This is a genomic window from Bradyrhizobium sp. SZCCHNR1017 (assembly GCF_032381375.1).
Taxonomy (GTDB): Bacteria; Pseudomonadota; Alphaproteobacteria; order Rhizobiales; family Xanthobacteraceae; genus Bradyrhizobium.
In genome coordinates this window covers 325,910-352,164 of sequence record NZ_JAUHIR010000003.1, presented here as the reverse complement: position 1 = coordinate 352,164, position 26,255 = coordinate 325,910, and the positions used below count along the sequence as shown (strand labels likewise).

Genomic DNA, 26,255 nt, shown 5'->3' with positions numbered 1-26,255 from the left:
CACCCAGCGGAGCAATGCGATGAGCCTGCCGAATCTGCACCGCAACACCTGGCTCCATGTCGGCGCCGCGATCCTGCTCGCGCTCGGCGCGATGCTGCTGATCCGGCTGCACAATGCCGGCGGCGTGACGCCGGCCGCCGACAGCGTGCAGGCGGGACGCAAACTGGCGGAGGCCTGGTGCAGCACCTGCCACGCCATCGACACCAGCGGGGCGCGAGCCCAAACCACGACCGCCCCCGATTTCGTCGCGGTCGCCAACATGCCGTCGACGACCGAGCTATCGCTCAAGGTGTTCCTGCAGAGCAGCCACCCGACGATGCCGAACGTCATCCTGACCGCCGAGCAGCGCGGCGACCTCGTCAACTACATCCTCAGTCTCCGCCGCATCTGACGCCTCACTTCGCCACCGCCGCGATCGCATCGGCGATCGCGATCGTGCGTCGCGCCATCTCGGCATGCAGCCGCTCGACCATGCGGCCGTCGATCTGGATCGCGCCGCGCGAGGCATTCTCCGGCAGCTCGAACGCGGCGATGATCTTGCGTGCCGCAGCGACCTCGTCGGCGGGCGGTGTGAAGATCGCGTTGCAGGCGTCGATCTGGCCGGGATGGATCAGCGTCTTGCCATCGAAGCCGAGATCGCGGGCCTGGATGCATTCCTGCGCGAATCCGTCGGTGTTGGCGAAATCGCTGTAAGGCCCGTCCAGAATCTCCAGCCCATGGGCGCGCGTCGCCAGGATGCAGTGGCTGATCATCGGCAGCATCGTGGAGCGGCCCGGCAGCATCCGGATGCGAGTCTCGCGCGAGATGTCGTTGGGTCCGAACACGAAGCCGGCGAGCCGCGAGCCTTCCTCGTGCACGGTGGCCGCGAGCAGATCGGCATCGAGCACCGCACGCGCCGTCTCGATCATCGCCCATACCTTCAGCGCGGGATCGGCGCCGACCTCGGCCAAGCGATCCGTGACCAGGCGAAGGTCCTCGACGGTCGACACCTTGGGAACGAGGATGCCGTCGGTCGCCGCCTGTCCGGCCATGGCGACGTCGTCGCGCCACCACGTCGTATCCAGGCTGTTGATCCGGATCAGCAGTTCCCGCTTGCCGTAGCCGTCGGCCGCCACCGCCTTGGCGATCTGGTCGCGGGCGGCGGCCTTGGCGTCCGGCGCCACCGAATCCTCGAGATCGAGGATCAGCCCGTCGGCCGGCAGGTTCCGCCCCTTCTCCAGCGCGCGCGCATTGGAGCCGGGCATGAACAGGAGACTGCGGCGCGGGCGGATCATTTCGGCGTTTCCCTTGGTTTATCGACGCGGCCCGCGATACCATTTCGGGGGCCGGCCCGAAAGGCTTGTTCCCGGAAGCCGCATGTGTTTAGGCAAGGCCCATGATCTCGTTTCCGCAACGCCTGCTCGAAGGCTATCGCGCCTTCGCCACCCAACGCCTGCCGACCGAACAGAGCCGTTACCTCGAGCTCTCGGAGCGCGGCCAGTCGCCCGAAGTGATGGTGATCGGCTGCTGCGACTCGCGCGTCTCGCCCGAGGTGATCTTCGACGTCGGCCCCGGCGAATTGTTCGTGCTGCGCAACATCGCCAACCTGGTGCCGATCTATCAGCCGGACGCCAACGCGCACGGCGTGTCGGCGGCGCTGGAATATGCCGTCACCGTGCTGAAGGTGAAGCACATCGTCATCCTGGGCCACGCCCAGTGCGGCGGCATCCGCGCCTTCGTCGACAAGGCGGCGCCGCTGTCCCCGGGCGACTTCATCGGCCGCTGGATGTCGATGTTCATCAAGCCCGGCGAGGTCGTCGAACAGCGCACGCATGAGAGTTTCCAGGACTTCGTCACCCGGATCGAGAAGGCCGCGGTGTTCCGCAGCCTCGAGAACTTGATGACCTTCCCATTCGTGCGCAGCCGCGTCGAGGCCGGTGATCTGCAGCTCCACGGCGCCTATTTCGGCGTCTCCGAGGGCTCGCTGTTCGTGCTCGACAAGGCCAGCAAGGAATTCAAGAGCGCGCGCGCTGGCGAATAGCGAATGGGGAGTAGCGAGTAGTTCACCTGCCCTATTCGCCATTCGCGCCTCGCTATTCGCCACCCATCAATGGTCACCCGACCAGCGGTCCGACAGCGCCAACATCAGGGTCGACACCACGAAGGTCATGTGCACGCCGACCAGCCAGGCGAGCTTGGTCGAGTCGTAGCCGGCGTCGAGATTCATGAACGCCTTCAAGAGCTGGATCGCCGAGATCGCGACGATCGAGGCGAGCAGCTTCTGCTTCAGTCCGGCGAAATCGACCTTGGTCATCCATTCCGGCCAGTCGGGATGGCCGCCGGGATCGATGCGCGAGACGAAGTTCTCATAGCCGGAGAACACCACGATCAGCACCAGATTGCCGGTCAGGCAGACGTCGATCAGGCTGAGCACGCCGAGGATGATGTCGCTCTCCTTGGCGGTCGGCAGGTGGACGATGTTCTCCCACAGCAGCAGCACGAACTTGAACAGCAGGACGACGAGGCTGACGACGAGGCCGACATAGAACGGCGCCATCAGCCAGCGGCTCTTGAACAGGAAGCCTTCGAGCCCGCGCTCGAGCGGACCCGGCGCGTGCCTGGCGGCGTCCGGCGTCGTCTTCTCGCTCATTGCGTTCCACGCCTCACCCTGACGACGTCTCCGCTCAGGCCGCCTTCTTCTTGGCCGTGATCAGCTTGCGGTTGATCAGGACCTCCGCGATCTGGATCGCGTTCAGCGCCGCGCCCTTGCGCAGATTGTCGGACACGCACCAGAAGGCGAGGCCGTTCTCGACCGTGCCATCCTCGCGGATGCGGCTGATATAGGTCGCGTCCTCACCGGCCGCCTCGTAGGGCGTCACGTAGCCGCCCGGCTCGTGCTTGTCGATGACGAGGCAGCCCGGCGCATTGCGCAGGATGTTGCGGGCCTCGTCCGCCGTGATCGGATTCTCGAACTCGACATTGACGGCTTCGGAGTGACCGACGAACACCGGCACGCGCACGCAGGTCGCGGTCAGCTTGATCTTCGGATCCAAGATCTTCTTGGTCTCCATCATCATCTTCCACTCTTCCTTGGTGAAGCCGTCTTCCATGAAGACGTCGATCTGCGGAATGACGTTGAAGGCGATGCGCTTGGGAAACTTCTTATTGACCAGCTCGTCGTTGGTGTAGACGGCCTTGGTCTGCGAGAACAATTCGTCCATCGCATCCTTGCCGGCGCCGGACACCGACTGATAGGTCGACACCACGACGCGCTTGATCTTGGCCTTGTCGTGCAGCGGCTTCAGCGCGACGACGAGCTGGGCGGTCGAGCAGTTCGGGTTGGCGATGATGTTCTTCTTGTTGAAGCCGGCGGCTGCGTCGGCATTCACCTCCGGCACGATCAGCGGCACGTCGGGATCCATGCGCCAAGCCGACGAGTTGTCGATCACGACAGCGCCGGCGGCGCCGATCTTGGGCGACCACTCCTTCGACACCGAACCGCCGGCCGACATCAGGCAGATGTCGACATCGGCAAAATCGTAGTGCTCGAGCGCTTTGACCTTCAGCGTGCGGTCGCCATAGGACACCTCGACGCCGACGCTGCGGCGTGAGGCCAGCGCCACGACCTCGTCCGCCGGGAATTGCCGCTCGTCGAGAATATTGAGCATTTCCCGCCCGACATTGCCGGTCGCGCCGACCACTGCGACTTTGTAACCCATCGTTCACTCTCCGAAGAAATATGGCCGGCCGCGCGTGTCAGCGGAAACCGAAGCGGCAGCGCTTCTATGCGAGAAACGTCCCTGACACAACGTTACCACGACGTCTCGCATTCGATGCAGTCCAATTCGGCCAGAACAGCCGCAGCGCCCCGATCCGGGTCCGTCCTGCAAGGGCTCAAGAGCTTCGCGGACGAGGTCTGCGGCACCTTTGCGCGCCTGTTCGCCTATGTGGGGGCTCTGGCGCTGATCGCCATGCTCGGGGTCGCCGGCTGGAATCATCTCGACGACGGCGACGCTTTGCCCGGCCGCGCCGGCTGGACCTTGGCCGACGCCGCAGTGCCGGCGTTCTCGCTTCGTCTCACCGACCAGCCCGACAGGACCGCCACCTACACCGTGCTCATCCACCCGGAAGGAGGCCGCAAGGACGTGTTGCGCTGGGGCGAACCCGCCGATCGCCCCGCTGCCGAGCTCGAGGTCTACCGGTTCGGATCGGAGCGCGATGCAAGGCATGATCCCCGGGCCGATCTCGCGGTCCGGATGGGGCGCAACTCCGCCTCCGAGCTCGAGACCGCCGGCGTGATCGACAGCCGGTTCGGCCCCGTCAGTCTGGTTCGCCGGGCCGGGGCTCCCGAGGGCGCCGGAGCCTGCCTCGGCTTTCTCAAGACCATCGCCGAGCCGAGCTTGCGGATCTCCGGCTGGTCGTGCCAGGGCGTGACGATGCCGATGCGCCGCGCCATGGTCGGGTGCATGCTCAACCGGCTGACCCTGCTGGCGCCCGACCAGCACCGGGCCCTGAGCCAGCTGTTCATGGGGTCCGATCAGCGGCGCGGCGGCTGCGACGAACCCGCCATCGCCAGCGGCAGCGCCGATTGGGTGACGTCGACCGCCAATCCGAGGCTGCGCGGCGCCTTGTGAATGTCTGCCTGCGTCCGGATGTTGCTGGGCGTGACCGCGCCCAATTCGGGCGTCCACATCGGCAGCCAAGTGACGGATTTTGATGCAACTTTCCCGCCACAGCGGGAATTTATCTTCGGTGCGGCCGCGGGAATGACCTTGTGATGCCACAGCCGACCCAGATATTGTGCGGGCCAAATCATGCGCATGGCGAGCGCCCGCCCCTTTTGGCGCGAGGAAGAGGACGTGATGATCGAATTTCCTGCTGCGACCCGGGTCATGGCCTTGGCGGTGATCGCCGCGACGGGCCTTGCCGTCACGTCTCTTGCCGCCACCTCGGCGGATGCCGCCACCACCAAGCGCCGCGTGACGACCACCTATAGCAGCGGCAATCCGAACTATTCCTACCAGTCCGGCCCGCGCACCCGCATCTACATCACCCGCCGCTCGTTCCTCGACGGCGGCACCGAGGTGCTGCCGGGCGACCGCAAGTTCTCGGATTACGCGTTCCCGCCGGCCGTCGGCTATCCGTCGTTCGCCCGCGAGAACCTGAACCGCCCGATCGACCGTCAGCCGCTGATGGCGCCGTCCGATCTCGGTGGCTATCCGACCCGGATTCCGATCCCCTACTGAGGGCGGCTGCATCGTCAGATCATCAAGGCCGGGCCCCGCCCGGCTTTTTGTTGTTTTGCCGCGCTGACATTCCATCGCGTCGTCATCGATCATGAGCTGGTCACTGCTCGATTTCGAACGTGTGAGACGACCGTTCGGAGACATGGCTGACACATCGCTACACGCCGATGGAGGCCAGCCTGCTCCACCCCTCAGTGTCATCCCGGCGAACGCCGGATCCATAACCACCGGCCGGCATGACCCCCCGGTCTCATCGCTCCAGCGTGCCTCACACCCCTGTCGGGGAGTCTGGGTCCCAGCGTTCGCCGGGACGACACCGGAATTTTCGGCACGACTGGTCATCCTCGCACCCGCTTTCGCGTCCGAGTCTTTGCTCGTCTGATCGCCCTCTCCTTGCAGAGGGCGCAGGGAAGGCCGGGCCTCGGCTGAGGCCCGTGGCCCCCGTGCGGAAAAAATGCACGGGGCAGGAACCACAGGTACAGCCGAATCGACCCGGCCTTCCCTGCGCGATGGTTTTCACGCTTACTCTACGCTCTCCCCGGTGTCCGGCCTGTTAGCCACCGTCGTCGTCGGGATCATCGCCCTTCCGACTTGGCGCCAGCATCGGGGCGCCAGGACCACGCAGCTTCACGTCCGCAAGAGTCTCGTTCGTCCGCATGCCCCTAGGACATGCTGCGAGCCCTCGCGGCCACCGCATTCCCGCCTCACGCCTCCTGACGATCGCGAAACGTCCCTCGCAAGCGAAGCGGGATGGAGGGAGAAGACCATGGATTCTGGAAAAACGAAAGTGGAATTTTTGGCGGAGGCCGACTGATCAAGCGGAGGAGATTGAAATCGCGGGCGAAATAAGTTCTTCGCCGCGAAGGGAATAGAGCCACGGGACGAGCGGCAACCTCCGTCAATCGCCATCGATCGCACCCGAGAGCTGATCTGATTTGCCCGACGAGCAGTCGCGACAAGCAAGCGTGCGAGTTGGCTACTCCGTCATGCCCGGGCTTGTCCCAGGCATCCACGTCCTTCCCAGGATGCCTCGCGATGTGGATGGCCGGGACGAGCCCGGCCATGACGACGCGGAGATGGACCGCCGCAAACTCAGATCATCATATGCGATCGCCCGGCCCGACCTCGCACCGGTCTCAATCGTACAGCACAGCCGCGATCTTCGCGTCGGTGATGTTGGACTTGTCGTACCAATAGAAGCCGGTGTCGGTGACCTTCGGCAGCTTCTCGCCCTTCAACGCCTTGACCGCTGACTCCACGGTGCAACTGCCGATGCCGATCGGGTTCTGGGTGATGGCGCCGGCCATCTCGCCCGACATGATCGCGGCCTTCTGCTGCTTGCCGGAATCGTAGCCGATCACGACGATCTTCTTCTTCATCTCCTTGACGCCGTTGAGCACGCCGATCGCCGAGCCCTCATTGGCGCCGAAGATGCCCTTGAGATTCGGATTGGCCTGCAGGATCGACTTGGTGATCTCGGTCGATTTGAGCTGATCGCCGCCGCCATACTGCACGCTGACGATCTTGATGTTCGGATGCTTGTCCTTGATGCGCTTGAGGAAGCCGTCGCGACGGTCGATGCCGGTGCGGCTGGTCTGGTCGTGCACGACCACGGCGACGTCGCCGGCATCGCCGATCATGTCGGCCATCTTGTCAGCGGCGAGGCCCGCCGCGGCGAGGTTGTCGGTGGTGCAGGTGGTCAGCGGAATGTCGCTGTCGACGCCGGAGTCGAAGGCGATCGCCGGGATCTTGGCGGCTTGCGCCTTCTTCAGGAGCGGAATGGCAGCCTTGGAATCGAGCGCGGCGAAGCCGATCGCCTGCGGCTTCTTGGCGAGCGCCGCGGAGAGCATGTCGATCTGCTTGTCGACCATGGCCTCGGTTTCCGGCCCTTCGAAGGTGATCTTGACGTTGGCGGCCTTCGCGGCCTGCTCGGCGCCGAGCTTCACCGCCTGCCAGAACTGGTGCTGGAAGCCCTTGGAGACGAGGGGGATGTAGACATCATCGGCACGCGCGCTCGCGGACACTCCCGCGACCATGAGGGCGCCGAGCGCGACGCCGAGGAGATGCTTGCTCAACATTGGTGTTTCCTCTGCTCTCTTCAGTGACCTTGTCGTTACAGTGATGATCGTGGTCGTCGCCGCTCGCTGTCGGCGGGCAGCGCAGTCTTCAGCGCGACGTCGGAGCGGTGCTGGTCGCTGGTCCTCCTTGAAGGGTCAGGCGCGGTTTCGACGGAGCATGTCGGCGTAAACAGCGAGAATGATGATGACCCCGGTGACGACGAATTGCCATTCCTGGGCCACCGAGAGGATGCGCAAGCCGTTGGTCAGAACGCTCATGATGAAGGCCCCGATGATGGTGCCGAGAATGGTGCCGGTGCCGCCGCTCAGCGACGTGCCGCCGATCACGACGGCAGCGATCGCATCGAGCTCATAGCCCTGGCCGAGCGCCGGCTGGGCGGAGTTGATGCGCGACGCGATCAGCAGTCCCGCGACTCCGCAGATGGCGCCGCCGAGGCCGTAGATGATGATCTTCCAGCGGTCGACATTGACGCCGGAGAGCCGCACCGCCTCCTCGTTGCTGCCGATCGCGAAGGTGTAGCGGCCGAGCGCGGTGCGGTTGAGAACGACGGAGGCCAGCACCGCCATCACGAACAGGATCAGGGCTGCATTGGGAATCGGCAGCGCCGGCACGAGCGTGCCGAGCAGCGAGTCCTGCGAGATCATCGAGAAGTTCTCGGTGTTGGTGAAATAGATCGGCTTGCTGCCGGAGACGACCAGGGCCAGCCCCTTCAGCACCAGCATCATGCCGAGCGTCGCGATGAACGGCGGCACCTTCATCTTGGTGATGACCGTGCCCGACAGCGCGCCGCTGAGCGCGCCGGTCACGATCGCCGCGACGATGCCGGTCCACATCGGCAGCTCCCAATAGGTGAGGAACACGCCGGCCATCACCGCGCAGAAGGTCATCAGCGTGCCGACCGACAGATCGATGCCGGCGGTGATGATCACGAAGGTCGAGGCGATCGCCAGCACACCGTTGACCGCGGTCGCCTGCAGGATGTTGATCATGTTGTCGGTCTGCATGAACGCCGGCGACGCGAAGCTGAAATAGACCAGCAGTAGCACGAGGCTCGCGAACGCCAGCAGCTTCTGCAGCGCTGCGGGCCCGAGCAGACGGCGCCGCAGCGCCGCCATCGCGCCGCTCGGCGCGAGGCCATCCTTGACCTGATCCTTGACCAATGCGGGGTCGCTCATGCCGTCAGCCTGCCTTCATGGTTTCGCGCTGGGTGGCCAGATGCATGATCCGCTCCTGCGTGGCCTCCTCCGGCGACAATTCGCCGGTGATGCGGCCCTCGCACATCACGACGATGCGATCGCTCATCCTGATCACCTCGGGAAGCTCCGAGGAGATCATGACGATCGCCTTGCCCTGGTCGGCCAGCGCGCGCAGCAGGCGGTAGATCTCGTTCTTGGCGCCGATGTCGATGCCGCGCGTCGGCTCGTCGAAGAACAGGATGTCGCAATCGCGATCGAGCCATTTGGCGATCACGATCTTCTGCTGGTTGCCGCCGGATAGCAGGCGAACCTGCTGCGACGCCGAAGGCGTGCGGATGTTCAGCATCCGGATGAAGCGGCCGGCGGTGTCGCGGATCGCGCGCTTCCTGAGCATGAACTTCATTGCAAGGTAGTTCGCGAGGTTCGACATCACGACGTTGGACTCGACGTCCATGCCGGTGGCGAGGCCGAAGCGCTTGCGGTCCTCGGAGAGATAACCGATGCCGTGGGCGACCGCATGCGCCGGCGAGCGGATCGTCACCTTGCGATTGTCGACGAGAATATCCCCGGACGGAACGGCGTCGGCGCCGAAGATCGCGCGCGCGACCTCGGTGCGGCCGGCCCCCATCAGGCCGGCAAAGCCGAGGATCTCGCCCTTGCGCAGGGTGAAGCTGACGTCGCGGACCAGCGGCCCGCAGTTGAGCCCGCGCACCTCCAGCGCGATCGCGCCGACGGGCTGCGTGCCCGCGACGCGCGCGTCGCCCAAGGTGCGGCCCACCATCATGCCGATGATGGTCTCGATCGTGGTGGTCTCGGCCGGCACCGTCGCAACATACTCGCCGTCGCGCAGCACGGTGACGCGATCGGCGATCTGCTTCAGCTCGTCCATCTTGTGGGAGATGTAGACGATGCCGACGCCGCGTGCCTTCAAGGCGCGGATCATCTTGAACAGCTCGGCGATCTCGCGATCGTTCAGCGCGGCGGTCGGCTCGTCCATGATCAGAACGCGCGAGTTGAAGGACAGCGCCTTGGCGATCTCCACCATCTGCTGCCTGGCCACCGTCAGCCCGCCGACTGTCGTGCGCGGGTCGATCGACAGATTGAGCTGGGCAAGCAGCTCGGCCGCCTGCCGGTTGAGCCTGTCCTCGTCCAGCAGCAGCCCGAACGCCTTCATCGGCTCGCGCCCGATGAAGATGTTCTGCGCCACCGTGAGATGATTCATCAGCTGCAGCTCCTGATGAATGATCCCGATGCCGGCGGCCTGCGCCTCGCGCGGGCTCGGAAAATCGACGCTGGCGCCGTCGTAGATGATCTCGCCGGAGTCCTTGCGGTAGACGCCGGCGAGGATCTTCATCAGGGTCGACTTGCCGGCGCCGTTCTCGCCCATCACGGCATGGACCTCGCCGGCGCGCAGCTCGAACCTGACATTGTGCAGCGCCCGGACGCCGGGAAAGCTCTTGCACAGGCCGTGAACGGAGATGAGCGGCGCAGTCATGCGTCAGCGTTTGTGGTGAGGGAGGTTGCGTACAATCGCCACGGGCGGTGGTCGCGACATTGGCGACGACACCATGCACGGCGAGCGACATATCGCATCGCAAGCGCGATCACATTCATCCTCCCCGGCCCTCGCACGCATCATGTCGAACGCGTGCGAGCCCGCGTCCATTCAATGGCGCGGCGTTGGGGTCAGGCTATTCATCCGGGGATGAAAGTCTATAGGTAAAATCGACAGGCCTTGCGATGCGCCTGCAGGACGCGACCGCGGAATAGCGACGACGCGCCCGGTGGCGCGATCGAACACGTCGTGCGTTGAATTTGCGCTATCTCGACAACGACGGTGAGCCCCCCCTCCCCCTTGCGGGGAGGGGAGTGCACCTTCGGCGCGGCGGAACCTCGGCTCCGACTACGCCGTGAGCTTCTCCAGCTCCTTGATGATCGCCTCGCCCATCTGCGCGGTCGAGGCCGGGGTCGAGCCTTCGGCCTTGATGTCGGCGGTGCGCAGGCCCGAGGCGAGCACGGCGGCGATGGCGGCGTCGAGCTTGTCGGCGAGCGCGCCCATGTCGAAGGAGTAGCGCAGCGCCATGCCGAACGACGTCAGCATCGCGATCGGGTTGGCGAGACCCTTGCCGGCAATGTCCGGCGCCGAGCCGTGCACCGGCTCGTACAGCGCGCGGCGCTTGTGGGTCTTGGCGTCGACCTCGCCGAGCGAAGCCGACGGCAGCATGCCGAGCGATCCCGTCAGCATCGCCGCGATATCCGAGAGCATGTCGCCGAACAGATTGTCGGTGACGATGACGTCGAACATCTTCGGATACTTGACCAGATTCATGCCGCCGGAATCGGCGAGCTGGTGCTCGAGCGTGACGTCCTTGTATTCGCGATTGTGAACCGCGGTGACGACCTCGTTCCAGAGCACGCCCGACTTCATGACGTTGCGCTTCTCCATCGACGTCACCTTGTTGCGGCGCTTGCGCGCGAGGTCGAAGGCGACGCGGGCGATGCGCTCGATCTCATAGGTGTCGTAGACCTGGGTATCGACGGCCCGCTTCTGGCCGTTGCCGAGATCGGTGATGGTCTTGGGCTCGCCGAAATACACGCCGCCGGTGAGCTCGCGCACGATCATGATGTCGAGGCCCTCGACGATCTCGCGCTTGAGGCTGGAGGCATCGGCGAGCGCCGGATAGCACACGGCCGGACGCAGGTTGGCGAACAGGCCGAGATCCTTGCGCAGGCGCAGCAGGCCCGCCTCGGGGCGGACCTCATAGGGAACGCCGTCCCATTTCGGACCGCCGACGGCGCCGAAGATGATCGCATCCGCAGCCTTGGCCTTGTCCATGTCGGCTTCCGAGATCGAGACGCCATGGGCGTCATAGGCGGCGCCGCCGACCAGACCCTCCTCGGTCTCGAACGAGGCCAGCCCCTTGGCGTTGAGCCAGCCGATCAGCCGCTTCACCTCGGCCATCACTTCGGGGCCGATGCCGTCGCCGGGCAGCAAAAGGAGCTTCTGGGTCGCCATGGTCGTTGTCCTCACGGGGCTTGTCATGCCGGGGCCTGAGCCCGGACATCCGTCATCTTTTGGTTGGATTGCCGGCTCGCCCCGATGGGTCGGGGACAGCAGCCCGGCAATGACGAGAGTTGCAAAATCGGCGGAGTGCTAAAGCGCTCCTGCGCGGTTGGCAAGCCACCATTGCCGCCGCCCGCCTTCTGTCGCGCCGGGCAAGGCTGTACTGTGCTCGAAACTGGCGGCCGAGCAGCATGATTTGCCGGATATGCGCCACGCCGGAGCATGTCTTGCCGATCTCCCGTTCCGATCCGCCGCCGGCCCACCCGGCGCTGACCAACCTCACGCTGTCGCTCGGTCCCATCATCGGTCTCGGCATCGGCCGCTTCGCCTATGCGCTGGTGCTGCCGGACATGCGCGACACGCTGCACTGGTCGTATTCGGCGGCCGGCTTCATGAACACGGTCAATGCCGCCGGCTATCTGATCGGGGCGTTGATCGCCGCGCAGACGGCCCGGCGGTTCGGCGGGCTGACCGCGGTGCGCGGCGGCACGCTGGCGGCTTTGGTCTCTCTCGTCGTCTGCGCCATGACGGGCGATTTCATTGCGCTCAGCCTGGCGCGGCTCGTGACCGGCATCGGCGCCGGCGTGGCGCTGGTGGCCGGCGGCGCGGTGGCGGCGCGGGTCGCCTTGGCGCGGCCGGCGCAGGCGAGCTTCGTGCTGAGCCTGTTCTATGCCGGGCCGCCGCTCGGCATCGTCATCTCAGGCCTGATCGCGCCGTTCGTGCTGCAGGCGTTCGGGCCCGGCTCATGGTGGATCGTGTGGGCGGTGCTCGCAGGCGCCGGCGCAATGCTGATCGTGCCGCTGCTGCTGATGCGGCTTCCAGCGAACGCCGCCATGCCGGAGACGCGCGCGGACCGCGTCTCGCTGCGGCCGATGGCGATCTATCTGTTCGGCTACTTCCTCTATGGCGCGGGCTACATCGCCTATCTTACCTTCATGATTGCCTATGTCCGCGACCTCGGCGGCGGCGCCGCGGCGCAATCCGGCTTCTGGTGCCTCATTGGCCTCGCCGGCTTCACCACGCCCTGGGTGTGGCGGCGCGTGCTGGCGCTCGATCGCGGCGGCTGGCCCACCGCCCTCATCCTCACCATCAACGCGATCGGCGCCGCCCTGCCCTCGCTCAGCCATTCGCCCGTCATGCTGACCTTGTCGGCCGCAGTGTTCGGCATCGCGTTCTCGACGGTGACGACCGCGACGACGGCCTTCGTGCGCTTCAACCTGCCGCAAGCCGCTTGGCCGCGCGCGATCGCGGCGCTGACCATCTCGTTCGGCGTCGGCCAGACGTTGGGTCCGTTCGCGGTCGGCGCGATCACCGATGCGATGGGGAGCCTGACCTATGCGTTGAACGTGTCAGCGGCGCTGTTGCTGCTGGGCGCCGTGATGGCGGCGATGCAGGGGAAGTTGAAAGCAGCCGATCGAGCCTGATCGACAATGTCGTCCCTGCGAACGCAGGGACCCATACCGCGGACACTATCGAGGGATCTGGCTGGTAATTTCCTGCCTCTTCACGACCGGTGGTTATGTGTCCCTGCGTTCGCAGGGACGACAGCGGAGATTGCGGCCGCCATCCGGGCTCGATTGGCGGGAGATCAACTCCCGCTGAACGAATTGTACCCCTGGTCTTCCCAGTAGCCGCCCTTGTAGTCGTTGGTGACTTCCATCGCTACGACGTATTTCGGGTTCTTGAAGCCGAGCTTGGTGGGCACCCGGATCTTCATCGGATAGCCGTAGGCGCGCGGCAGGATCTGGTCGGCGAACTTGAAGGTCATCTGGGTCTGCGGATGCAGCGCGGTGCGCATGTCCAGAGGCGAATTGTAGCCGTCCTTGTCGGCGCAGTTGAACCAGACGTACTTGGCGCGCGTATCGGCGCCGATCAGCTTGAGGAAGTCGCGCAGCGGCGTGCCGGTCCAGGAGCCGATCGCGCTCCAGCCCTCGACGCAGATGTGACGCGTGATCTGCGTCACCTGGGGCAGCGCGTGCAGCTCGGGAAGCGTCCACGACTTCTTGTTGTCGACGAGCCCGCGCACCTCGAGCTTCCAGTCGGCCGCATCGATCTCCGGCGCCTCGTCGAGCGTGTAGTAGGCGTTGAACGGGAACGGTTTCGTGATCGCGCTCTCCGGGAAGGTCGGCGCCAGCGCGTCCGGATTGAACATCCAGGCCTGCACCGCGTCGTTGAACTTCGAGACCTTCTTGAGCAGCTCCTCGGCGGTGTCGCCGTCGACGACGTCGCAGCCGGCGAGCAGGGTCAGCGCGCCCAGGCTGGCGCCGCCGGTGAGGAAGCGGCGCCGGGTGAGATCGGGCATCACCTTCAGCGAGTCCTTGATCAGGAGCCGCTTGTCGACGCCGGGAATGAGGAACGGACGTTTCGCCATGGCTGTCTCTCCTCTCAGCGGCCGATGATCATCGCGCGCAGGCTCTTCGGCACCAGCAGCGCGAGCAGGATGTGGATCACCAGGAAGGCGCAGATCAGCGCCATGCAGACGAAATGGACGTAGCGCGCCGCCGGATAGTCGCCGAACAGGCTCACCAGCCAGTGCAGCTGCACCGGCTTCCACATCGACAGGCCCGTGAGCACGACGACGATGCCGACGCAGATGATGCCGAGATAGAGCAGCTTCTGCACCGCGTTGTAGACGGTGAGGTCGTCATGGGCGAGCTTGAAGGTCAGCGCGGCCTTGAGGTCGGCGACGACGGACGCCGGCGAGATCGGCAGCAGCTTGCGGCGGAACCGGCCGGTGGCGAGACCGGTGACGAGATAGGCAAGGCCGTTCAGCATCAGCAGCCACATCGCCGCGAAATGCCACAGCAGCGCGCCGCCGAGCCAGCCGCCGAGCGTGAAGCTGCGGTCGAAGCGGAAGTCGAACAGCGGCGAGGCGTTGTAGATCTGCCAGCCCGACATGATCATCATGATCATTGCGACGGCGTTGATCCAATGCATGACGCGCACCCAGGCCGGCTGAATGACCTTGGTCGCGACTCCGGTTACAGCTCCCCCGGTGGCCGCGAGGGTCGAGGGGGCGCTGGTGGTGGCGCTCGTCATGGCGGTCGGCTCCGTCGCTTGCATTCGTCACGCCAATTATACGCCGGCTCGGCGGGCTCCGTTACACCGCGGCGCCGATCAAAACGATACGCAGAAACTATCGCGTTCACAAAAAAGCGAGCCGGGGGGTGGCCCGGCTCGCTCCTGGTCACATCCGCGAGGAGGAGGAAGAAACGGATGTGTCCGGTGTCGCGCCGGGCCTCAGGACGCCGGCATCAGCACGGTGTCGACCACGTGGATGACGCCGTTCGACTGGTTGACGTTCGGGATCGTCACCATCGAGGTGCCGCCCTTGGCGTCAACGATCATGACGTTCTTGCCCTCGCGCTTGACGGTGAGCTGCTCGCCCTCGACCGTCTTCAGCATCTGGCCGTCCTTCAGGTCGGACGCCTCGAGCTTGCCGGGCACGACGTGATAGGTGAGGATCTTGGTCAGCGTCGCCTTGTTCTCCGGCTTGACGAGGCTGTCGACGGTGCCGGCCGGCAGCTTGCCGAACGCGGTATTGGTCGGCGCGAACACCGTGAACGGACCCTTGCCTTCCAGCGTCGGCACGAGGCCGGCGGCCTTCACCGCGGCGACCAGCGTCGTATGATCCTTCGAGTTGACCGCGTTCTGCACGATGTTCTTGGACGGATACATCGCCGCGCCTCCGACCATCACGGTCTTCTCCTCGGCGCTGGCGGGCGCGACAAAGGTCGAGGTCAGCGACAGCGCGCTGAAGGCGGCGGCAGCGAGAAAGGCAATGCGCTTGGACATGGGTAGCTCCCTATGAAAGGCGGCGGCAGAGCCGCGTGATGAGTTCGACTGCGACACCGATGCTGATCTTGAGCGGATGCGCTCTTGCATCGTGTCAGGCCGAGCTACGCCGCGTTCGGAAGCGAGTTTCGGCGCATAATTTAACGTGATCCGTGAAACCTGCGGCGATCGAGATCGTCTCGCCGACTCATTGAACGAGATCCGCGCCGCAATGTCGCAGCCTGCTGCGAACTGATCAGCTCTCTGTCGGTCATTGGCCGACGCCGATGACCGATCATCGTCGCCATTAACTACAATGCGAGCCGAGCTCGGCCGAACCTGCCGAAAACATTGCGAGTAAGACTTTCTTAAGGTTGATTGGTCGGCACGGCGCCGGCTGCGGGAAGGGGATGTCCTGCACTGTCCGGCGCGATCGGCGGGGGTTTCCTACAGTGAACAGAACGATCTGGATTGCGGGGTTCTGCCTCGTGATAATCTGCTGCTTGCTTGCAACGAAGATGGTGCTTGCCGCGGTATCGCCCGGCGACATCGCGGGCGAAGCGACGTCGTCGCTGATCCGCGAGCCCATTCCCGGCGTTGATACGTTGAACGAGTCCGATCGCAGTTTCGAAACACCGCCGCTCGATCTCAACGAAGGCGCGCGCCTGCCGCTGCTATCGAGGGCCGTGCGCGCGGACGGACGTGGTGCGTCGGCTGCCCGCCGCGCCAAGCCGGCCAGCAAGTCGACCGTGCTGCGGCCGGCCAGGCGCGAGGCCGCGCCGGTGAAGAGCGCGGCGGCGCCGTGCCGGCAGCTCGATCCGATCGCCCGCTTCCTTGCGTCGGCCAAGATCGGGCCGCGCTGCCAGGCTTGATGAATTGCGGCGTCAGGCCGAGACCGCCGTCACCACCTGCGCCAGCAATTGCTCGCGCCGCGTCTGCGAGCGCTGGCCCTTCATGGTGGCGGCGAAGCGTTCGAGGATGCCGTCCTCGAACGCCGTGACGATGGTGTCGTGCACGTAGCTCTTGCGGCAGATCGCCGGCGTGTTGGTGAGCTCGTCGGCGGCGGCGCGGATCGCTTCCAGGATCTGCTTCTTGCGGCCGCGCGCGCTCGCCGCCGGCGTGATCCGCGACAAGGTCTCCAGCGCCACGGCGGAGGCCATCAGCGTGCGGAAATCCTTCAGCGAGATCTTGATGCCGGCGATCTCGCGCAGGAAGGCGTTGACCTGTGTGGTCGAGACCGCGCGCACCACGCCCTGGGCGTCGCGGTATTGGAACATGCGGCGGCCGGGCACGCCGCGCAAAATGCCGACGGCCCGCACCAGCTTGGCGGCGTCGCATTCCTTGCGCACGGCCTTGCCGCCCTTGGCCTTGAAGGTCAGCACCAGGGAGTCATCCTCGAGCGTGACGTTCGACTTCAACAGTGTGGTGGCGCCGCGCGTGCCGTTCAGCCGGGCATAGGACTCATTGCCGGGGCGAATGGCCGTGCGCGCGATCAGCTCGATGACTGCAGCGAGCGCGAACTCGCGCGTCGGCTGGTCGCCGGCGAGATGTTTCGACACCGCGCGACGGATGCGCGGCAGCGCGCCGACCAGCTTGGCGAGGCGATGCGCCTTGCGATGCTCGCGCACCTTCTCCCAGTCGGCGTGATAGCGGTATTGCAGCCGGCCGGCGGCATCGACGCCAACCGCCTGCAGATGCAGGTTCGGATCGGGGGCGTAGCGCACCTCGCGATAGGCCGGCGGCACCGCCATCGCATGCAGGCGGCGGATGGTACCGGCGTGGCGGATCGGGGTGCCGTTGGCGCGGATGAAGGTATAGCTCTTGCCCCGCCTGACGCGGCGGATGGTCAGCGCGGTCTGGTCGCCGAGCTTCAGCCCGATGCGCTTGGCGAGTTCCTCGACCGAGGTCTTGGCATTGCCTTGCGCGTCGGCGGTCTTGGCGTGGGCCAGATCCTTCAAGCTCAGCTTGCGGCGCGGCGGCTTGGGCGGCCACTGGCCCAGCGCTTTCGCGAGCGCGACCTCGGGATCGGCCGGGCCGACCCGTGGGCTCTCGAAATTCTGCTGGTCCATCATTGCTTTAGACGCCCTGCCGTCGTTTTCATCCGCTCAATGCCCCGGAGTCCGGTTTGGTTCCGGCCGGGTTATCCACAGCTTCAAGGCGATTTAGGGCGTGACGGGCCGGATAGCGAGTCCCTAATTTTGGGCAAAGCGGTTTCAAAATACCGGTACGCGCCCCGATTCCGGGTAACCTTGATGCTGCAGACTGTAGCGATCTCCGAGGCGCGGCCGGCGCACGCAACCTCCGCGCACAATTCTTTGATCCTGCGCAGACCGCCTCCCCGCCGAAGGTCCTACTTGTCTTGCCTTGTCGCCGCCGGTTACGCGGACGCATAGTGGGAACAACGATGGCCTGCGCGGAATCGACGGCAGGCCGCATGTGGAGGGTGTGAAATGTCCGAGAAGATCTACGACGTTCCGGCCGAGTGGGCGAAACGCGCCTTTGTCGACGACGCGAAGTACCAGGAGATGTACGCGCGCTCGATCAAGGACCCCAACGGCTTCTGGGCCGAGCAGGCCAGGCGCGTCGATTGGGTCAAGGCGCCGACGAGAATCGAAAACGTCTCCTACGCACCCGGCAACATCTCGATCAAATGGTTCGAGGACGGCGTCCTCAACGCCGCCTATAACTGCATCGACCGCCATCTCGCCACCCGCGGCGACCAGACCGCGATCATCTGGGAAGGCGACGACCCCTCGCAGTCGAAGCACATCACCTATCGCGAGTTGCACGACGAGGTGTGCAGGATGGCCAACATCCTGCGCAACCGCAACGTCAAGAAGGGCGACCGCGTCACCATCTATCTGCCGATGATCCCGGAGGCCGCCTATGCGATGCTGGCCTGCGCCCGCATCGGCGCCATCCACTCGGTGGTGTTCGCCGGCTTCTCGCCGGACTCGCTCGCCCAGCGCATCAAGGACTGCGATTCCAAGATCATCATCACCGCCGACGAGGGCCTGCGCGGCGGCCGCAAGGTGCCGCTCAAGGCCAATGTCGACGCAGCGCTGAACAAGGTCGACAATGTCGACTGGGTCGTCGTGGTCAAGCGCACCGGCGGCAAGATCGAGATGAATCCGAGCCGCGACCTCTGGTACCACGAGGCCGCCGAGATGGTGACCACCGAATGCCCGTGCGAGCCGATGAATGCGGAGGATCCGCTGTTCATCCTCTACACGTCGGGCTCGACCGGCCAGCCCAAGGGCGTGCTGCACACCACCGGCGGCTATCTCGTCTACGCCGCGATGACGCATCAATACGTGTTCGACTATCACGAGGGCGACGTCTACTGGTGCACCGCCGACGTCGGCTGGGTCACCGGTCACAGCTACATCCTCTATGGGCCGCTGGCCAATGGCGCCGTCACGCTGATGTTCGAAGGCGTGCCGAACTATCCGGACAATTCGCGGTTCTGGAACGTCATCGACAAGCACAAGGTCAACATCTTCTACACCGCGCCGACCGCGATCCGCGCGCTGATGCAGGGCGGCGACGCGCCGGTGAAGAAGACCTCGCGCGCGTCTCTGCGCCTGCTCGGCTCGGTCGGCGAGCCGATCAATCCGGAAGCCTGGGAGTGGTATCACCGCGTCGTCGGCGACGACCGCTGCCCGATCGTCGACACCTGGTGGCAGACCGAGACCGGCGGCATCCTGATCACGCCGCTGCCGGGCGCGACCCGGCTGAAGCCGGGCTCGGCGACGCGGCCGTTCTTCGGCGTCGTGCCCGAGATCGTCGATGCCGACGGCAAGACGCTGGAGGGCGCGACCGAGGGCAATCTCTGCCTCACCCGCTCCTGGCCGGGCCAGATGCGCACGGTGTATGGCGACCATGCCCGGTTCGAGATGACCTACTTCTCGACCTACAAGGGCAAGTACTTCACCGGCGACGGCTGTCGCCGCGACGCCGACGGCTATTACTGGATCACCGGCCGCGTCGACGACGTCATCAACGTCTCCGGCCACCGCATGGGAACGGCCGAGGTGGAAAGCGCGCTGGTTGCCCATCCCAAGGTGTCGGAAGCCGCCGTGGTCGGCTATCCCCACGACATCAAGGGCCAAGGCATCTACGCCTATGTCACCCTGATGGCCGGCGAGCAGCCGACCGAGGAGCTGCGCAAGGAGCTCGTCGCCTGGGTGCGCAAGGAGATCGGCCCGATCGCCTCGCCCGACCAGATCCAGTTCGCCCCCGGCCTGCCCAAGACCCGCTCCGGCAAGATCATGCGCCGCATCCTGCGCAAGATCGCCGAGGACGAGCCGGGCGCGCTGGGCGACACCTCGACCCTTGCCGATCCCGGCGTGGTCGATGATCTCGTCCAGCACCGGCAGAACCGCAAGGAGAAGCAGGCGTAAGCACGCCGTGCCCCGCGGGCGCCAAGCGCGTTCGCCGCAATCGTCAAGTCTCATCGCACTCCCGCGGCTGATTCCGCGGGAGTGTTGTTTTCAGGTCATTTACTCGCAGACGGAGTTTTCCTTTCCTCATGCGATCTGCGTGCTCCCGGCCGGGAGCAGGCGCCGCGGAACCGGCTGAGGGGATGACCATGCGGACTGGGGCGGTCAGGCTGACAATGAAGGCGGCGATGCTGGCCGCGTCGGTGATCGGAACCATGGTCACGACGGCCGGCTCTGCGTCGGCCCGTCCCGAGTTGGTCGCCGTCGGCGGCGACTTTTCGCCGGGCACCATCGTCGTGAGGACCGGCGAGCGGAAACTCTATCTCGTGCTCGATGGCAGCCACGCCTTGCGCTACACGGTCGGCGTCGGCAAGGCCGGCCGGCAATGGGCCGGCACCACCAAGATCGACGGCAAGTACAAGAATCCGGCCTGGGCTCCGCCCGCCGACGTCAAGCGCGACAAGCCGGAGCTGCCGGACGTCATTCCCGGCGGCTCGCCGCGCAATCCGATGGGCGTTGCCGCCTTGACGCTCGCCGGCGGCGAATATGCGATCCACGGCACCAACGTGCCGAATTCGGTGGGCGGCTATGTCTCGTATGGCTGCATCCGCATGCTCAACCCGGATATCACCGACCTCTACGAGCGCGTGTCGATCGGCACGACGGTGGTGGTCACGCGCTGAGTCACCGTTGCGATACGGGAGTGCGGCGAACGCGGGACCGGCAAGCCCGGCGCCGAACAACGCAAGCCGCGCGCCGAGATCCCGTCAGAAGTCCGAGATGATTCCCTTTTTCTCCCAGTCGCCGTAACGGGTCGGCTCCGGCCCTTTCGGCCCCTGCAACTCCGTCGGCATCGGCTTCGTCTGTTGTGCTGCCAGTCGGCGGCGTTCCTCAGCCTCGGCCAGCGCGCGCTGCGCGGCCGGCGTCAGCGGCTTGCGCGGCGCCTCATTGCTGGCGACCACGGCCAAAGCGGCCTTGCCCTTCGGCTCACTCCTGGGCTCATTCTCGGGCTCGTTGCTCATCGTACCATTCCACCATTGAACCGGTTCGTTCCCGACCTCATCAGATCGTGTGCCCACCCATGAAAAAACAGGGCTAATAAAAGCAGAGCCGATTCTTACATTTGGCATATTCCGGTGACAGAGGACCCGCAAGCTGATGGCATGCACCCGATGGTCGCGGAACTGCCTTTCTTCTTTCGCGAGTAATTCCCAGGCATGCCTCCGCCGCGTTTTGCGACCCCTTCCGAAGTCCCAGGCCTGGCGGCACGGCGCATCGCCGCCGACGTGGTCGACGGCGTGCTGCACAAGCATCGCACCCTCGACGATCAGCTCGACGGGACCGGCGCACATCCCGGACTGAAGCATCTGGCCGACCGCGACCGCGCGCTGATGCGGCGGCTGGTCGCCACCACCTTGCGGCGGCTTGGAACGCTCGGTCACGTGCTGTCGCGGCTGCTGGATCGCGGCGTGCCGACCGACGCGCCGCGGGCGCAGAGCGCGCTGCTGATCGGCGCCGCCCAGATCCTCTGGATGGACGTTCCTGACCACGCCGCCGTCGACCTCTCCGTCCGCCTGGTGCAGGCCGACCGCCGCGCAGCGAAATATGCCGGGCTCGTCAACGCGGTGCTGCGGCGCTGCGCGCGCGAGGGCGCAACCCTGCTCGACGATGCCACCGGTCAGCCGCTCGACATCGCGCCCTGGCTGCTCAAGCGCTGGATCGATCATTATGGCGAAGCGACCGCCAGGGACATCGCCGCGGCGCTCGGCCAGGAGCCGTCGCTCGACCTCACGGTGAAGTCGGACCCGGCGCAATGGGCGTCGCGGCTGCATGGTGAGGTGCTGTCGACCGGCACCGTGCGCACCGTGCTGCATGGTTCGGTGACGGTGCTGCCGGGCTTCGCCGAGGGACAATGGTGGGTGCAGGACGCCGCCGCCGCCTTGCCTGCGCGCCTGCTCGGCGACATCAGCGGCAAGGCCGTCGCCGACCTCTGCGCGGCGCCAGGCGGCAAGACGGCTCAGCTCGCCCATGCCGGCGCCCGCGTCACCGCGGTCGACCGGTCGCCGGCCCGGATGAACCGGCTGAAGGACAACATGACCCGGCTGCAGCTGACCGCCGAGACGGTCGTGGCCGACGCCGCCGAATGGCAGCCCGCCGACAGCGGCGGCTTCGACGGCCTGCTGCTCGATGCGCCCTGCACCTCGACCGGCACGATTCGGCGTCATCCCGACGTCGGCTGGTTGCGCAGCGAGGCCGACATCGCCGCGTTGTCGGGCTTGCAGGCGCGGCTGTTGACCAGGGCGGGCAGCCTGATCAAGCCGGGCGGAACCCTGGTCTACTGCACCTGTTCGCTGGAGCCCGAGGAGGGCGAGCAGGTGGTCGAGCGCGTGCTGGCCGAAACCACCGAGCTGCGCCGCGTCCCCGTCAACGCCGGCGAGGTGGCAGGACTGGCCGAGCTGGTCACCCCGGCCGGCGACCTGCGCACGCTGCCCTGCCATTTGCCGCACCAGGACCCCCGGCTTGGCGGTCTCGATGGTTTTTATGCGGCGAGACTGGAGCGGCGGCCGTGAGCGTGTCATCGTGCGCCGTGCGCCGGCCCTGCGTCGGTCGGGCTTTAAGGGCGTCGGCGTTGCGTTAGTCCGTTAAATCCTGATTTTGCACCAGATTCTGGTCCCGCGATGGTGCTGCACCGGGGCCAAAAATGGTGTATCGGCGGCAGTTGCGATCTATGAAGGATGCGCAACCGAATCCCCCTCTGAATCCAAGGCTTGGCGTGTCCGCCGCTCAACGCAGACGCATATCGACGCTGGTGATGGGCCGCTTTGCGCGCAGCCTGATGTCCAACGTCAGCGGTGTATCGGTATCCGTGTCCGGGTTGTGGCCCGGTCGCGCCGACCGACTCATCATTGCGCCGCATGACCTGCGCACGTCGGACGCGACGCGGGCGGCCGAGATCTACGCCGGCCGCTTCGTCTTCGCCGGCAAGATCGTGACCTGCCATGGCCGCTCGATCTTCGACCTGGAGCCGCCGTCCGAGGACTGGGAGGTGGCCCTGCTCGGCTTCGGCTGGCTGCGACATCTGCGCGCAGCCGACACCGCGCTGACCCGCGCCAATGCCCGTGCTCTGGTCGACGACTGGATCACCAACCAGATCGGCCGCCATCCGCTGAGCCGGCGCGCCGACGTGCTGGCGCGGCGGGTGATCTCGCTGCTGTCGCAGGCGCCGCTGGTGCTGGCCGATTCCGACGGCAAGTTCTACCGCCGCTATCTGCGCGGGCTGACCCGCGAGATCCGCTATCTGCGCTATTCGACGATCGACATCCCGGATGGCGCGCCGCGGCTGCAGGTGCTGATCGCACTGTGTTACGCCTCGCTGTGCCTCGCCAACCAGGCCAAGCACATCCGCAGCGCGACCCGGAAACTCTCCGACGAATTGCAGCGGCAGATCCTGCCCGATGGCGGCCACGTCTCGCGCAATCCGGGCGCGCTGATCGAATTGCTGATCGACCTGCTGCCGCTGCGGCAGACGTTTGCGGCCCGCAACATCGCCCCGCCGCCGGCGCTGCTCAACGCCATCGACCGCATGATGCCGATGCTGCGCTTCTTCCGCCACGGCGACGGCAACATGGCGCTGTTCAATGGCATGGGCGGCACCCCTTCCGACCTGCTGGCGACCCTGCTCGCCTACGACGACACCCACGGCACGCCGATGGCGAGCATGCCGCATTCCGGTTTCCAGCGGCTCGATGCCGGACCGATGACGGTGATCGTCGATACCGGTCCGCCGCCGCCACCGCATCTGAGCCATGAGGCCCATGCCGGCTGCCTCGCCTTCGAGATGTCCTCCGGACCGTGCCGCATCGTGATCAATTGCGGCATGCCGTCGACCGGCCGCGATAATTGGCGCGCCTTCGCGCGCAGCACGGTGGCGCATTCGACGCTGACCTACCACAACACCTCGTCCTGCACCTTCGTCGAGATGTCGGCGATGAAGCGCCTGCTGCACGGCGCGCCGATCGTATCGGGTCCGACGCGGGTCGAGAATTTCCGCGAGATCGTGCCCGACGGCACCGTGCTGTCGACCTCGCACAACGGCTACGCGGCGAAATTCGGCCTGATCCATCGTCGCGTGCTGGTGGCGGCGGAGGACGGCTCGCGGCTCGACGGCGAGGACACCGTGACGCCGGCGCAGGGCGCGCGGCTCCGCGGCGGCGGATCGGACTACGCGCTGCGCTTCCACCTGCACCCGGCCGTCAAGGCCAGCCGGCTCAGCGACGGCCGCGGCGCCATGCTGGTGCTGCCCAATCGCGAGGTCTGGACGTTCGAGACGTTCGACGATCGCGTCGACCTCGAGGACAGCGTGTTTCTCGCCGGCAATGACGGTCCGCGCCGCACCACGCAACTGGTGATCCGGCAGGACGCGCAGCAGGCCCCGTCGATCCGCTGGAGCTTCGTCCGCTCGTCGACGTCCCCGACCGAGACCAACGGGCGCCGCAACGGGCGGAGAGAGCCTGAGCTGCCGCTGTAACACCCTGGCTCTCGCTTCTCAGATCATCTCACATCACCGTCCGTCGAGACGTCCGCCTTCGGCGGGCCCTCGGAACGCGGCCGACGTTCGGGCGGCTCATCGTGAGACGTGCGGCCAAGATGATCGTTCGATCGGCCACCCGTTGTCGCGGGCGGCAAAAGCTGATATGAGGCCCGCTCTCGCGCGACTGGCGACTTTGGATGGAGCACCATCGGGGAGCGCGGGATTTGACGCCGTGCGCCTGGGCATTTTGAACTCCTGCACAAGGACTCTGCCCATGACCAATCAGCTTCGTCGCGTTCACCGTGCCCTGCTTTCCGTATCCGACAAGACCGGCCTGGTCGACTTCGCCCGCTCGCTCGCCGCGCGCGGCATCGAGCTGATCTCGACCGGCGGCACCGCCAAGGCGATTGCCGATGCCGGCCTCAAGGTGAAGGACGTCTCCGACCTCACCGGCTTTCCCGAGATGATGGACGGCCGCGTCAAGACGCTGCATCCGAAGGTGCATGGCGGACTGCTCGCGATCCGCGGCAATGATGAGCATGCCGAGGCGATGAAGACCCACGGCATCGCGCCGATCGATCTGCTCGTCGTCAATCTCTACCCGTTCGAGGCCACGGTCGAACGCGGCGCCCCGTTCAACGACTGCATCGAGAACATCGACATCGGCGGCCCGGCGATGATCCGCGCGGCGTCGAAGAACCACGAGGACGTCGCCGTCGTCGTCGACGTCAACGACTATCACGCCGTGCTGGACGACCTGGCGCGGCATGAGGGTTCGACCACGCTGCTGCTGCGCCGCCGGCTTGCCGCCAAGGCCTATGCGCGCACCGCCGCCTATGATGCCGCGATCTCCAACTGGTTCGCCGCCACCATCCAGAACGACGCGCCCGATTACCGCGCCTTCGGTGGCAAGCTGATCCAGTCGCTGCGCTATGGCGAGAACCCGCACCAGCACGCAGCGTTCTACGCGCTGCCCGGCCGCCGTCCCGGCGTCGCCACCGCTCGCCAGCTGCAAGGCAAGGAGCTGTCCTACAACAACATCAACGACACCGACGCGGCCTATGAGTGCATCGCCGAGTTCGACCCGGCGCGCACCGCCGCCTGTGTCATCGTCAAGCACGCCAATCCCTGCGGTGTCGCCGAAGGGCCCGATCTCGTCACCGCCTACCAGAAGGCGCTGGCCTGTGACTCGACCTCGGCGTTCGGCGGGATCATCGCGATGAACCGCAAGCTCGATGCCGCCACGGCGCACGCGATCACCGGCATCTTCACCGAGGTGATCATCGCGCCCGACGCGACCGAGGAGGCGATCGCGGTGATCGCAGCGCGCAAGAACCTGCGGCTGCTGCTCGCCGGCGCCCTGCCCGATCCGCGCGAAGCCGGCCTCACCGCCAAGACCGTGGCCGGCGGCCTGCTGGTGCAGAGCCGCGACAATGCTGTCGTCGATGACATGGAGCTGAAGGTGGTGACCAAGCGCGCCCCCACCGAAGCCGAGCTGCGCGACCTGCGCTTCGCCTTCCGCGTCGCCAAGCATGTCAAGTCGAACACCATCGTCTACGCCAAGGAGTCGGCGACAGTCGGCATCGGCGCGGGACAGATGAGCCGGGTCGATTCGGCGCGCATCGCCGCGCGCAAGGCGCTGGATGCAGCCAGCGCGCTCAAGCTCGCCGAGCCGCTGACCAAGGGATCGGTGGTCGCCTCCGACGCGTTCTTTCCGTTCGCCGACGGCATGCTCGCCTGCATCGAGGCCGGCGCCACCGCCGTGATCCAGCCGGGCGGATCGGTGCGCGACGACGAGGTCATCAAGGCCGCCGACGAGCACGGCATCGCCATGGTGCTGACCGGCGTCCGGCACTTCCGGCACTGATTGCGCCCACAATCTCCGCCGTCATTCCGGGATGCGCCGCAAGGCGCAGGCCCGGAATCCATAACCACGATCGTGAG

Annotated in this window: 23 protein-coding genes and 1 riboswitch; of the genes, 11 read left to right on the top strand and 12 right to left on the bottom strand. The window is 66.1% G+C overall.

The features are described from left to right. Window positions 1–19 precede the first annotated feature (19 nt). A complete protein-coding gene (locus tag QW863_RS10550; protein WP_315715889.1) occupies window positions 20–391 on the top strand; it encodes a cytochrome c in 372 nt (123 codons plus the stop codon). 4 nt (window positions 392–395) lie between these two features. Here the strand turns inward: QW863_RS10550 and QW863_RS10545 are convergent, their stop codons facing one another. Further along, window positions 396–1,274 carry a CoA ester lyase gene (locus QW863_RS10545; protein ID WP_315715888.1) on the bottom strand — a complete coding sequence of 293 codons (879 nt, stop codon included), beginning with the start codon at window positions 1,272–1,274 and terminating at the stop codon, window positions 396–398. A 101-nt stretch (window positions 1,275–1,375) separates the two neighbouring features. Here QW863_RS10545 and QW863_RS10540 point away from each other — a divergent pair, with 101 nt between their 5' ends. After that, window positions 1,376–2,020, top strand: a complete 645-nt coding sequence (locus QW863_RS10540; RefSeq protein ID WP_315715887.1) for a carbonic anhydrase — start codon at window positions 1,376–1,378, stop codon at window positions 2,018–2,020. Between the two features lie 66 nt (window positions 2,021–2,086). Here the strand turns inward: QW863_RS10540 and QW863_RS10535 are convergent, their stop codons facing one another. Next, a complete protein-coding gene (locus QW863_RS10535; protein ID WP_315715886.1) occupies window positions 2,087–2,629 on the bottom strand; it encodes a TIGR00645 family protein in 543 nt (180 codons plus the stop codon). 34 nt (window positions 2,630–2,663) lie between these two features. Beyond that, on the bottom strand, window positions 2,664–3,698 hold the full coding sequence (locus tag QW863_RS10530) for an aspartate-semialdehyde dehydrogenase (protein ID WP_315715885.1): 1,035 nt from the start codon (window positions 3,696–3,698) through the stop codon (window positions 2,664–2,666). A gap of 114 nt (window positions 3,699–3,812) precedes the next feature. Between QW863_RS10530 and QW863_RS10525 the strand changes: the two genes are divergently transcribed. Next, entirely contained in the window at window positions 3,813–4,613 is an 801-nt protein-coding gene (locus QW863_RS10525) for a hypothetical protein (RefSeq protein WP_315715884.1), read from the top strand. A 228-nt stretch (window positions 4,614–4,841) separates the two neighbouring features. Then, the gene (locus tag QW863_RS10520; RefSeq protein ID WP_315715883.1) at window positions 4,842–5,225 is read left to right on the top strand and encodes a hypothetical protein; all 384 of its coding nucleotides are present in this window, start codon (window positions 4,842–4,844) and stop codon (window positions 5,223–5,225) included. 1,136 nt (window positions 5,226–6,361) lie between these two features. Here the strand turns inward: QW863_RS10520 and QW863_RS10515 are convergent. The 4 genes from QW863_RS10515 to leuB form a co-directional block, all read right to left on the bottom strand. Beyond that, complete coding sequence (locus QW863_RS10515; RefSeq protein WP_315767675.1) at window positions 6,362–7,303, bottom strand: ABC transporter substrate-binding protein; 942 nt, start codon at window positions 7,301–7,303, stop codon at window positions 6,362–6,364. 135 nt (window positions 7,304–7,438) lie between these two features. Further along, entirely contained in the window at window positions 7,439–8,479 is a 1,041-nt protein-coding gene (locus tag QW863_RS10510; RefSeq protein ID WP_315715881.1) for an ABC transporter permease, read from the bottom strand. Window positions 8,480–8,483: 4 nt separating this feature from the next. Then, on the bottom strand, window positions 8,484–9,995 hold the full coding sequence (locus QW863_RS10505) for a sugar ABC transporter ATP-binding protein (RefSeq protein WP_315715880.1): 1,512 nt from the start codon (window positions 9,993–9,995) through the stop codon (window positions 8,484–8,486). Window positions 9,996–10,403: 408 nt separating this feature from the next. Then, a complete protein-coding gene (leuB, locus tag QW863_RS10500) occupies window positions 10,404–11,516 on the bottom strand; it encodes a 3-isopropylmalate dehydrogenase (RefSeq protein ID WP_315715879.1) in 1,113 nt (370 codons plus the stop codon). A 275-nt stretch (window positions 11,517–11,791) separates the two neighbouring features. Between leuB and QW863_RS10495 the strand changes: the two genes are divergently transcribed. Continuing rightward, window positions 11,792–12,988: a YbfB/YjiJ family MFS transporter gene (locus QW863_RS10495; protein ID WP_315715878.1), complete on the top strand. Its 1,197-nt coding sequence runs from the start codon at window positions 11,792–11,794 to the stop codon at window positions 12,986–12,988. Window positions 12,989–13,152: 164 nt separating this feature from the next. Here the strand turns inward: QW863_RS10495 and QW863_RS10490 are convergent, their stop codons facing one another. The 3 genes from QW863_RS10490 to QW863_RS10480 all read right to left on the bottom strand — a co-directional run bounded on the left by QW863_RS10490 (window position 13,153) and on the right by QW863_RS10480 (window position 15,359). After that, window positions 13,153–13,935: a molybdopterin-dependent oxidoreductase gene (locus QW863_RS10490; protein WP_315715877.1), complete on the bottom strand. Its 783-nt coding sequence runs from the start codon at window positions 13,933–13,935 to the stop codon at window positions 13,153–13,155. Window positions 13,936–13,949: 14 nt separating this feature from the next. Next, window positions 13,950–14,603, bottom strand: coding sequence for a cytochrome b/b6 domain-containing protein (locus QW863_RS10485; protein WP_315715876.1), 654 nt, complete (start codon window positions 14,601–14,603; stop codon window positions 13,950–13,952). A 201-nt stretch (window positions 14,604–14,804) separates the two neighbouring features. Further along, the gene (locus tag QW863_RS10480; protein WP_315715875.1) at window positions 14,805–15,359 is read right to left on the bottom strand and encodes a fasciclin domain-containing protein; all 555 of its coding nucleotides are present in this window, start codon (window positions 15,357–15,359) and stop codon (window positions 14,805–14,807) included. A gap of 482 nt (window positions 15,360–15,841) precedes the next feature. On the opposite strand from QW863_RS10480, the gene QW863_RS10475 reads away from it, so the two are divergent. After that, a complete protein-coding gene (locus QW863_RS10475) occupies window positions 15,842–16,210 on the top strand; it encodes a hypothetical protein (RefSeq protein ID WP_315715874.1) in 369 nt (122 codons plus the stop codon). Window positions 16,211–16,222: 12 nt separating this feature from the next. Here the strand turns inward: QW863_RS10475 and QW863_RS10470 are convergent, their stop codons facing one another. Continuing rightward, window positions 16,223–17,410 carry a DNA topoisomerase IB gene (locus QW863_RS10470; protein WP_315715873.1) on the bottom strand — a complete coding sequence of 396 codons (1,188 nt, stop codon included), beginning with the start codon at window positions 17,408–17,410 and terminating at the stop codon, window positions 16,223–16,225. Window positions 17,411–17,788: 378 nt separating this feature from the next. On the opposite strand from QW863_RS10470, the gene acs reads away from it, so the two are divergent. Beyond that, complete coding sequence (gene acs / locus QW863_RS10465) at window positions 17,789–19,741, top strand: acetate--CoA ligase (RefSeq protein ID WP_315715872.1); 1,953 nt, start codon at window positions 17,789–17,791, stop codon at window positions 19,739–19,741. 227 nt (window positions 19,742–19,968) lie between these two features. Further along, window positions 19,969–20,463, top strand: a complete 495-nt coding sequence (locus tag QW863_RS10460) for a L,D-transpeptidase (RefSeq protein WP_409977911.1) — start codon at window positions 19,969–19,971, stop codon at window positions 20,461–20,463. 84 nt (window positions 20,464–20,547) lie between these two features. On the opposite strand, the gene QW863_RS10455 is transcribed toward QW863_RS10460, so the two are convergent. Beyond that, on the bottom strand, window positions 20,548–20,802 hold the full coding sequence (locus QW863_RS10455) for a DUF1674 domain-containing protein (protein ID WP_409977908.1): 255 nt from the start codon (window positions 20,800–20,802) through the stop codon (window positions 20,548–20,550). 195 nt (window positions 20,803–20,997) lie between these two features. On the opposite strand from QW863_RS10455, the gene QW863_RS10450 reads away from it, so the two are divergent. The 3 genes from QW863_RS10450 to purH all read left to right on the top strand — a co-directional run bounded on the left by QW863_RS10450 (window position 20,998) and on the right by purH (window position 26,178). Then, window positions 20,998–22,350: an RsmB/NOP family class I SAM-dependent RNA methyltransferase gene (locus QW863_RS10450; protein WP_315715871.1), complete on the top strand. Its 1,353-nt coding sequence runs from the start codon at window positions 20,998–21,000 to the stop codon at window positions 22,348–22,350. A 242-nt stretch (window positions 22,351–22,592) separates the two neighbouring features. Further along, on the top strand, window positions 22,593–24,308 hold the full coding sequence (locus tag QW863_RS10445) for a heparinase II/III family protein (RefSeq protein WP_315715870.1): 1,716 nt from the start codon (window positions 22,593–22,595) through the stop codon (window positions 24,306–24,308). 173 nt (window positions 24,309–24,481) lie between these two features. Beyond that, a riboswitch (ZMP/ZTP riboswitch) is annotated at window positions 24,482–24,562 on the top strand. 23 nt (window positions 24,563–24,585) lie between these two features. Continuing rightward, window positions 24,586–26,178 (top strand): bifunctional phosphoribosylaminoimidazolecarboxamide formyltransferase/IMP cyclohydrolase, encoded by a 1,593-nt coding sequence (gene purH / locus QW863_RS10440; RefSeq protein ID WP_315715869.1) that lies wholly within the window; start codon window positions 24,586–24,588, stop codon window positions 26,176–26,178. Window positions 26,179–26,255: the final 77 nt, after the last annotated feature.